Genomic DNA, 7,953 nt, shown 5'->3' with positions numbered 1-7,953 from the left:
TCCCGAGACGCTTCGCAGCCTTGGAGATACGCAGCAACTCCATGCACGCAACTATACATGCAACACTAAGGATTACTAACGAAGTTGGTGAGCCTGTCGGGTCTGGTGCGCAACAGCGGTATCGTGCGCCGGGATCACGCCGACCGGATCCAGGATGCCTGGGTCCTCTACCGCGACCGGATCGAGAAGCCGAGCGGTGTGGCCTCCACGCTGTTCCGCCGCTCGTACGCGCACGAGACGGAAATCCACTTCATCGGGGTCTGGGACACGGTGGGCGCCCTGGGCATACCGGTTCCGGGCCCCCCATGGCTCCAGCCGGACGTGAACTGGTTCAACCGCCGCTGGGCCTTCCACGACACCGAGCTGAGCAGCTGGGTCAAGGCAGCCCTCCACGCGCTCGCCATCGACGAACGGCGCTCGGCCTTCCGGCCGACGCTGTGGCACCAGCAGCCGGGTGTCGCCGAGCGGGGCCAGGAGCTGAAGCAAGTGTGGTTCGCCGGGGCGCACTGCGATGTCGGCGGGGGATACAAGGAGAGGGGGCTGTCCGACATCACCCTGCTGTGGATGGTCGAGCAAGCCGGCAGACACGGGCTGGAGTTCGACACCGATGCGCTCAGCACGCGCGGGCCGAGTGAGATGAAGCCGGGCGTGATCATCGACTTCCGTGTGCAGCCGGATGCCTTGGGGAGGTTGCACTCCTCGCGAACGGCACTGTACCGACTGGCCGAGCCCCTGCACCGGCCCCTCGGATGCGCCACGGACGCAAAGGGCCGACTCGACGGGAACGAGTTCCTGGGGGTGCCGACCAAGAACCGTTATGACACGGACAGCCACTACCGGCCACCTGAGCTGGAGCGGTATCTGGCCGATCAGCAGCGGGTGCGACTGGAGCCGGTGCTTCTGCCAGGCGCCGGTACGAGGCAGAGGGAAGGGGACACAAGGCAGTGGCTGCAAGAGGAGACGGCGCCCAGCGGCTGACGCGCCTGTGCCATCAGCCCGACAACGGCTGCGACAATCCTCAGACCCCGCCAGGTGCAGGGCGCGGCCATCTCCGACCTGGCCACAACACCCACCCGTCGGCCCCAGACCAGACGCCCTGAGCCGGACGTTGCCCGGAGGGCCCTCCTGAAGGACCGGACAACACGCACACTTCGCAGAGCTGACAACCGGGCCTCCACCTCGCCCGCCCATGACCGCAACAAGCGAGCTGCTTCTTCTCGCACTCGATCCGGTCCACGGGTCGCCGCCTGTCGGGCGTCGAATGGGCGACGGCTGCGGGATACAGGGACGAGGCGACGATCAGGATGCTGCGGCAGAGCCGGCGGAAACTGGCCACGACCGTCAGCCCCTACTACGGAATCCGAGCGCGTGGCACGGCAACCCGCTCGCGCGGCCCTCGACTCACATGAACGATCACCAGCGGGTCCGTGCCGCCGGGTCGATCGGTCCGTGGCGAGTGTGGGTAGGGGTTCCCGGGCGTGGACGAACGTGCGCGCTTCAGGGATCCGTCGAGGAGGCATGGTGGCGTTCCTGGATCAACTGCCTGCTCTGGTGGGCGTCGTGGTCGGTTCGGTCGGTTCGTACACCGTTCAGAGCCTGACCGAGCGTCGACGGTGGAAGCGGCAGCGGGAGGAACGGTGGGACGAGAAGCGCTTCGAGACGTATGGCCGTTACGCCAACGCCCTCAAGGCGCAGCTTCGCGTCGCCCAGCGCATCGGCGCCGGCCTCGGATTCGCGGACGTGGCCGATGCGTTGCGGTCGGCCGACGGCCTGCCTCTCCTCGCTGAGGCGGAGTCCCGGCGTGCGACGGAATGGGAGTCCGTCCTGCTCGTCGGGGATGCGGCGACGATAGCGGCGGCACGGCGGTGGCACGAGACGATCTGGACCATCGAGCTGCTCGTACGGGAGGGGCCGGTGGACGCCGGGATGTGGGCCAAGGCGCATCGGCTGGCGAGTGAGGCGCGTGATGCCTTCTATGAGAGTGCGCGGCGTGATCTCGGGATAGCGGGAGATCCGCCGCCGTCGGGGGAATGGCCGCGGCAGTGGCGGGCTGAACTGTCCGGGTGAGGGCCCAAGGTCCTCCCCGGCTTCCGTGGCAGCCGTACACGGAGCAGCTCGCCGCACGGCGAACGAGCGTGACACACGGTCCGGTTCGTCGGGCAGGGGCCACACATCGTGGTGTGGTTGCAGGCAGCCATTCCTCGAGGCGGCCCGCTGTGCCCGCGCAGCCGCCTCGGACGCGCTCGCGAGTTGGCCGCCCCTCTGGCAGACGCGCGTAGAACTCTGGCATCATCTCCTGGCACCACCTGCACAGCCGCCCCATAGGAAGCACGGCCACTCGCAGGAGGCTCCCCATGAAGGTCCGCTCTGCACTGACCGCTCTCGCCCTCGTCGTCGCCCCCGGTGTAGCCGTTCTCGGCGCCGCAACCGACGCCTTCGCCGTCACCAAGATCAGCCAGGCCACCGCGACCCAGATGTTCCGCGAGGTGGGCATCACCTGGTCCTCCTCCGGTAACTGCTCCGACCGCTACAACTCGACCTGTACCTCGTTCGAGCAGCTCAACCTCGCCACCGCCCAGGGTGCCCAGACCCTCAAGCGTGCCAGCGGCTGTGCCCTGAACATCACCGGCGGCACCGAGGTCGGGCACGCCTCCGGCACGTACTCGCACTGGAACGGCTACAAGCTCGACATGAGCAAGTACACCTGCATCGGGAACTACATCAAGAACAACTTCAGCTACTCCGGGCTGCGCGGCGACGGTTACCCGATGTGGACGTCGGGTGCCGGCAACGTCTACACCGACGAGGGAAGCCACTGGGACGTTCTGTACTACAACTGCGGCGGTTGCTGAGCCGCAGGCAGAACCCGCGGGAATCCGGACGGCGGCCGATGGACTGCCGCCGTCCGGGGGGCTTACACCGTGTCCTTTGTGGCTGGCGGTAGCCGGCCTGCACTCGTGCGGACGTGACGAAGGCCCTGCCGGATCAACTCCCGGTCGGGCCTTCGTGCTGCAAGGGCGTCAGGCCGCGTCGCCCGCCGGTCCTGGCCGTGCACGCGGACCACGACTTGCTGGACCCGCTGCGGGGCCTGCAGAGGCATTGGCCGCGTCCCCGGAGACGGAAGTGGCCATCGGCCTGATGGCCACGCGGGAAGCGAGCCTGCGGAGCGTGCGCGGCAGGCGCATGTCCCTCAATCAGGAGGGCGTCTCGCAGTAATTCTCCCAGCCGACGGTGAAACCCTCGTCGTAACCGTCTTGGCAGCCCCCGCCGATGTACAGCGGCTTGTACCATAGCCGTGGCCTGCGGCATTACCGTCGGCGCGAACGTCAGGGCGGCTGCGGCGGCAACTGGGCTTACGGGGAGTCCGAGGAATCGTTTCGCGCGCATACTCCATGCGGCAGCGGGCCAGGCGTGAATGCTCAGTTGAGAAGCGGTGGGCCACCATGCGGCCGGCATCCGCCTTCGACGCCGAGTGCTCTACTTGCCGATCACTGTCTGCCGTGGCGTCGTCAACTTCGACGGTATCGAGCTATGGGGGATATGTCTACTTATGGTCTAATCGTTTGGTCCATACCTCCATCTCGGTCTACAGTCACGCCACCACCCCGGCCAGAAAGGCTACGGCGGCACGGCTGTTCGGCGCCCAGCCGGGTGTCGGGTGGTCGGCGGAGGGCTGGCGGCGGCCGGGTCCCTGTCTACGGCCACGTCGAGAGCGAAGAGCCTCACCCAGGGCCGATGGGGTCCTTTCGCCAGGACGCCCTTGCGGTCCCGGGATACTCCGTTGAGTTGAAGAACGTCTTCGCGGATCACTGCCCATGGACAAGCGACGGTGTCGACGCGACCGTCGTCTCCGGCTCTGTCGGCCCGAGCCGCGTCGTCGACTAGCAATCGGACTCGTAGTACCCCTCGTCCCAGCCCGCCCAGTAATTGCCCTCGAAGTTCTCGTCGGGGAAGCTCTCGTACGCTCCAGGGTCCCCATCGCGGCATGCCTTGCCATCGATGTAGCCCTCTGTCCATCCAGGTCCCTCGTCGTCGTCCTGGCCCGGGTGCTGCGTGATGCTGTACTGGATGCCGGCGGGTTCGCTTCCCGCGGCAAATGCCTGCGTGGCCATAACCGGTGGGGCTATGGCAAGCGCAAGAATCACCGAACTGGCCTGAATAATGGATCGCTTGGTGCGCACAACCATTGTCCTTTCCAGCGGAATTGCCCAGACAATCGTTCAGTAGGCAACTGTGTTGAGTGGTGCTGCACAGCCGATGGGTTCTGTGCGACAAACAGCGTCCACTCGTGCACGGGTAGCAACGAGGTTGCATGGAAGCGACCAGCCACACGCTTTGGGAAAGTGACACAGTCACCGTATGTTCGAATTCCCCCTTCCTTCACCATCTCACCCCCACCCGAGGACCGCCAAATGAGCGGTACGAGCGGCAGTGAGCCTTATCCGACCTGATCGCGATGCCGAGGCGGAAGATCCTGGTGAAGGACTGGTCAGCCAGGGCAATCGTGTGAGTCAGGGGCCCTCTCAACGCCGCCTGTGCGGACCTAGGTTGAGCAGCACCTTGCCGAGCTGGCCGGAAGTGAGGGCCGGTGCGGGCAGCGGGGGTGCGGACGGGCTGGTGCGGAGGCCGTCGAGGAGCAGGGAGAGCGGGCGGAGCCAGGCCTGCGGGGCGACCGTGGTGAGCGCGGGAACAGCCCTGCCCAGTGCTGCCAGGGTGAAGAGCAGGTCCTCGGTGGTGAGGTCCGGGCGAATAGTTCCCTGCTCCTGACCGCGCCGGAGCAGCTTGTCGATGGTGTCACGGTTGTGGGCGTGGATCGCCTCCAGGGAAGTCACGCCTTCCAGGTTCGTGGTCATGAGGTCATTGGTGCCGCGGTCTGCGGCCAGGCCGGCGAACACTGTTTCCAGGTACTGCGTCAGTCCCGTCCATGCGTCCTCGGCGGTTCGTGCCCGCTCGCCCGCCGCTGTGGTCTCCGTGAGCGCATCCCGGAAGACCTCGTCGACGAGCGCGGCACGGGTCGGGAAGTGGCGGTAGAGGGTGGCGTTGCCCACGCCCGCACGCCGGGCGATTTCATCGAGCGGGGCGTCCAGGCCCTGTTCGGCGAAGACCTCGCGGGCTTTGTCCGTCAGCAGCTTCCGGTTGCGCAGCGCATCGCGGCGCCCTACCGGCGGACGGTCGTCCATGGTGTCTCCCTTGTCTCGCCCCGTACCGGGGAGCGTTCCCCGGTACGGATGCTATCGTCGGCCGAGTAAATGGGGACCGTTCCCCGTTTCGCTTCCCGCGGGCGGGGCGTCCGCGGTCGTTCACGGGGGAGGGGGAAGCATGTCCGGCACCGCGCTTGTGCTCGGTGGCGGCGGGCCGGTGGGCGGGGCCTGGTTGACCGGGGTGCTCGCCGGGCTCGCCGAGGCCGGGATCGATCTCGGCAGCGCCGACGTCGTGATCGGCACCTCCGCCGGTGCCGTTTTCGGGTCCCGGATCCGATGCGGCGTCCCGGCCGCGGATCTGTACGAGCGTCAGCTCTCCGGAGCAGACGCGGTCCGTCTGCCGGTGACCGTGCGCCAGACAGCACGCTTCCTCTGGGCGGCGCTCGGCTCCCGCAATCCCCAGCGGTCCGTCGAACGCCTCGCCCAGGCGGCGCTGCGCGCCCGGACCGGGCCGGAGTCGGACGTCTTCGACACCGTCGCAGCACTCCTGGGTGACGTACGCGACTGGCCCGGACGGGAACTGCGGATCACCGCGGTCGACGTTCGGACCGGACGACTGGAGGTGTTCGACTCACGCTCCGGAGTGACACTGCTCGAAGCGGTCGCGGCGAGCTGCGCCGTGCCCGTCGTGTGGCCGCCGGTCACCGTGGCGGGCCGGCGCTGGATGGACGGCGGCAGTCGTTCGACCGCCAACCTCCAGCTTGCACGCGGGTACCGCCGGGTGCTGGCGGTCGTGCCGGTCCCCCGGGCGGTCGGGCCGCATCCGAGCGCCTCGCAGCAGGCCGCGGAACTGTCCGACGGCGGGGCGCGCGTCATCCTGCTGTCCCCGGACCGCGCCGCGCGCCGCGCGATGGGCCGCAACATGGCGGACGACACACGCCGAACGGCTGCCGCCCGCGCGGGCTACGCCCAGGCCAGCGCACTGGCCCCGTCGGTGGCCGACGTCTGGCAGGGGTGACCTGCGTCAAAGCGCACGTTGCCAAACTCTCTTTGACCGCGGGAAGTTGAGGTCGTCCGCCGCACGAGACGAGAAAGCTCCTGGTAGGTGGGTTTTCGACCAGAGAACCGTTTCCACCGGAGGCTGCGCGTGTTCGCTCATCCGTCGGGTGTCGATGTGTCCGGCTCTGCCCTTCGCTTCCTGTTCGCCTGCCGGCGAGTGCGCCGCCGCGCTCTCGGCGCCCGATGGCGGCGTCTGAGTGCGGGCCGACAGGCCCTGCTCGTTCTCGTCCACCTCCGCAACGGACATACCCATGCCCAGCTCGCAGCCGGTTCCGGTGTCGGTATCAGCACCGCGTCGTTGAAGGCGTACCTGATCCTGGACGGGACGCTGCTGCCGGTCGACCGGATCGCCGCCGACCGGCCCTTCTACTGCGGCAAGCACAAGATAATCGGTTGCCTGTCGCCGACGGTGGCGGATGCAATGTCCGGCATGATCACCCAGGTGCGCCCGCCACGGCGAGATGGCATGAACGCGGACGACCGGGCCTTGCCACTGTGCGATCCGGGCAAACTGCACCCGAGTCCCCACACGGGAGACGCCGACGCATGAACACGCCGCCATCGCCGCTTGGAGCGGAGCGGACTGACGGATCATCGGTCCGGATCGGCGCTCTCGTTCCGCTGACTAGGCCTGGCTGGGTCCAGGCAGGCCAACACCTGCTCGCTGGACTCGAACTGGCCGTTCGTGAAGTCAATGACGCCGGCGGGATCGTCGGAAGACCACTCGAGCTGCTGGTCCGAGACACCGCGGCTGATCCACAAAGGGCCGCGGCGGCCGTAGACGAACTGGCTCGCCTGGGCGTGGGTGCCCTGGCGGGGGAGTACCACAGCGTCGTCGCTCGCGCCGCTGCCGCCAGGGCCGACGCCCTCGGCCTGCCGTTCCTCTGCTCGTCAGCGGTTCTCGACGCGCTCACCGAACAGCCGACGGAATGGGTCGCGCGCCTCGCCCCGCCGCAGTCCCGCGGCTGGCAGATCTACGCAGACTTCCTCCTCGGCGCGGGCCACAGTCGAATCGCCGTAGCAACCGAGTCGAGTGTCTACTGGGCATCCGGGACCCGCATTCTGCGGAACTACCTCGCTCCACGCGGCGGCACCGTCGTCGAACTCGACATGAGCGCACTCGCCCCCACGGCCGTGTGCGACGAACTCGTCGACAATCACGCGACAGCCCTCCTTCTCCTGGTCGGCCACCCGGAGCCGGCGGTGTCGATCGTCAAGTCCGTCCGCCGCGACCAGCGCCTCGCCGAGATCCTGATCGGTGCTCCGGCCGGGCAACCGGAGTTCGCCGACTGGGCGGCGCTGCTGGGCGACGACAGCACCGCCATCCCGTTCTTGCGCTACCTGCCCGAGCGCCTGAGCCCACGCGGTGCACGAGTTGAGACGGCCCTCGGCGAGCAGCTGGCCGAGGCGCCCTCCTTCGTCGCCTTCGAAGGCTACGACACGGTCGCCGTCCTCGCCGAGGTGCTGCGTTCTCACGGCATGGACCGGGCGCGCACTGCCGGATCCTGGCCGCGCGTTGCAGTCGAGGGCACCCGCGGGCAGATCCAGTTCTCCCGCACGCCCGGCGTCAGCGTTTGGCAATGGGCCTGGGCGCCGGTCCAAGTCGTTGATCGAGATCCGGCGGAACCCGATCGCTTTCGGATCCTCCACACCGGCTGAGCTTGATCTTTATCCTCGCTGCTGTTTCAGGCGGACGTGTTCGGTGAGGGTTTCGACTCGTTTCACGGTTTTCCCGGGCTCGTGACGTGGGGCT

7 protein-coding genes and 1 pseudogene are annotated in these 7,953 nt (G+C 68.0%); 6 read left to right on the top strand and 2 right to left on the bottom strand.

What is annotated here, in order from left to right; genetic code table 11:
• The first annotated feature begins 87 nt into the window (after positions 1-87).
• The 3 genes from AB0M27_RS45585 to AB0M27_RS45575 all read left to right on the top strand — a co-directional run bounded on the left by AB0M27_RS45585 (position 88) and on the right by AB0M27_RS45575 (position 2,852).
• Positions 88-978: a DUF2235 domain-containing protein gene (locus tag AB0M27_RS45585; protein WP_365731926.1), complete on the top strand. Its 891-nt coding sequence runs from the start codon at positions 88-90 to the stop codon at positions 976-978.
• Between the two features lie 540 nt (positions 979-1,518).
• Positions 1,519-2,067: a hypothetical protein gene (locus tag AB0M27_RS45580; RefSeq protein WP_365731924.1), complete on the top strand. Its 549-nt coding sequence runs from the start codon at positions 1,519-1,521 to the stop codon at positions 2,065-2,067.
• Positions 2,068-2,354: 287 nt separating this feature from the next.
• Positions 2,355-2,852: a hypothetical protein gene (locus tag AB0M27_RS45575; protein WP_365731923.1), complete on the top strand. Its 498-nt coding sequence runs from the start codon at positions 2,355-2,357 to the stop codon at positions 2,850-2,852.
• 1,029 nt (positions 2,853-3,881) lie between these two features.
• Here AB0M27_RS45575 and AB0M27_RS45570 read toward each other — a convergent pair.
• Positions 3,882-4,181: a hypothetical protein gene (locus tag AB0M27_RS45570; protein WP_365731921.1), complete on the bottom strand. Its 300-nt coding sequence runs from the start codon at positions 4,179-4,181 to the stop codon at positions 3,882-3,884.
• Positions 4,182-4,523: 342 nt separating this feature from the next.
• The gene (locus AB0M27_RS45565) at positions 4,524-5,180 is read right to left on the bottom strand and encodes a TetR family transcriptional regulator (RefSeq protein ID WP_365731919.1); all 657 of its coding nucleotides are present in this window, start codon (positions 5,178-5,180) and stop codon (positions 4,524-4,526) included.
• Positions 5,181-5,319: 139 nt separating this feature from the next.
• Between AB0M27_RS45565 and AB0M27_RS45560 the strand changes: the two genes are divergently transcribed.
• From AB0M27_RS45560 to AB0M27_RS45550, 3 genes and pseudogenes are all read left to right on the top strand, one after another.
• The gene (locus tag AB0M27_RS45560) at positions 5,320-6,159 is read left to right on the top strand and encodes a patatin-like phospholipase family protein (RefSeq protein WP_365731917.1); all 840 of its coding nucleotides are present in this window, start codon (positions 5,320-5,322) and stop codon (positions 6,157-6,159) included.
• A 129-nt stretch (positions 6,160-6,288) separates the two neighbouring features.
• Positions 6,289-6,585 (top strand): annotated as a pseudogene (locus AB0M27_RS45555) (transposase family protein); the annotation flags it as partial.
• Between the two features lie 161 nt (positions 6,586-6,746).
• Positions 6,747-7,859, top strand: a complete 1,113-nt coding sequence (locus AB0M27_RS45550) for an ABC transporter substrate-binding protein (protein WP_365731916.1) — start codon at positions 6,747-6,749, stop codon at positions 7,857-7,859.
• The last annotated feature ends 94 nt before the right edge of the window (positions 7,860-7,953 follow it).

Source organism: Streptomyces sp. NPDC052107 (assembly GCF_040680215.1).
Taxonomy (GTDB): domain Bacteria; phylum Actinomycetota; class Actinomycetes; order Streptomycetales; family Streptomycetaceae; genus Streptomyces.
The sequence above is the reverse complement of the archived record's forward strand: the minus strand, read 5'-3'. Positions and strand labels throughout refer to the sequence as shown.

What these genes read in the sequence shown, in the direction of transcription:
- AB0M27_RS45580 (WP_365731924.1), top strand. Translation starts at nt 1,519, where the DNA reads ATGGTGGCGTTCCTGGATCAACTGCCTGCTCTGGTGGGCGTCGTGGTC.
- AB0M27_RS45575 (WP_365731923.1), top strand. Translation starts at nt 2,355, where the DNA reads ATGAAGGTCCGCTCTGCACTGACCGCTCTCGCCCTCGTCGTCGCCCCC.
- AB0M27_RS45565 (WP_365731919.1), bottom strand. Translation starts at nt 5,180, where the DNA reads ATGGACGACCGTCCGCCGGTAGGGCGCCGCGATGCGCTGCGCAACCGG.
- AB0M27_RS45560 (WP_365731917.1), top strand. Translation starts at nt 5,320, where the DNA reads ATGTCCGGCACCGCGCTTGTGCTCGGTGGCGGCGGGCCGGTGGGCGGG.
- AB0M27_RS45550 (WP_365731916.1), top strand. Translation starts at nt 6,747, where the DNA reads ATGAACACGCCGCCATCGCCGCTTGGAGCGGAGCGGACTGACGGATCA.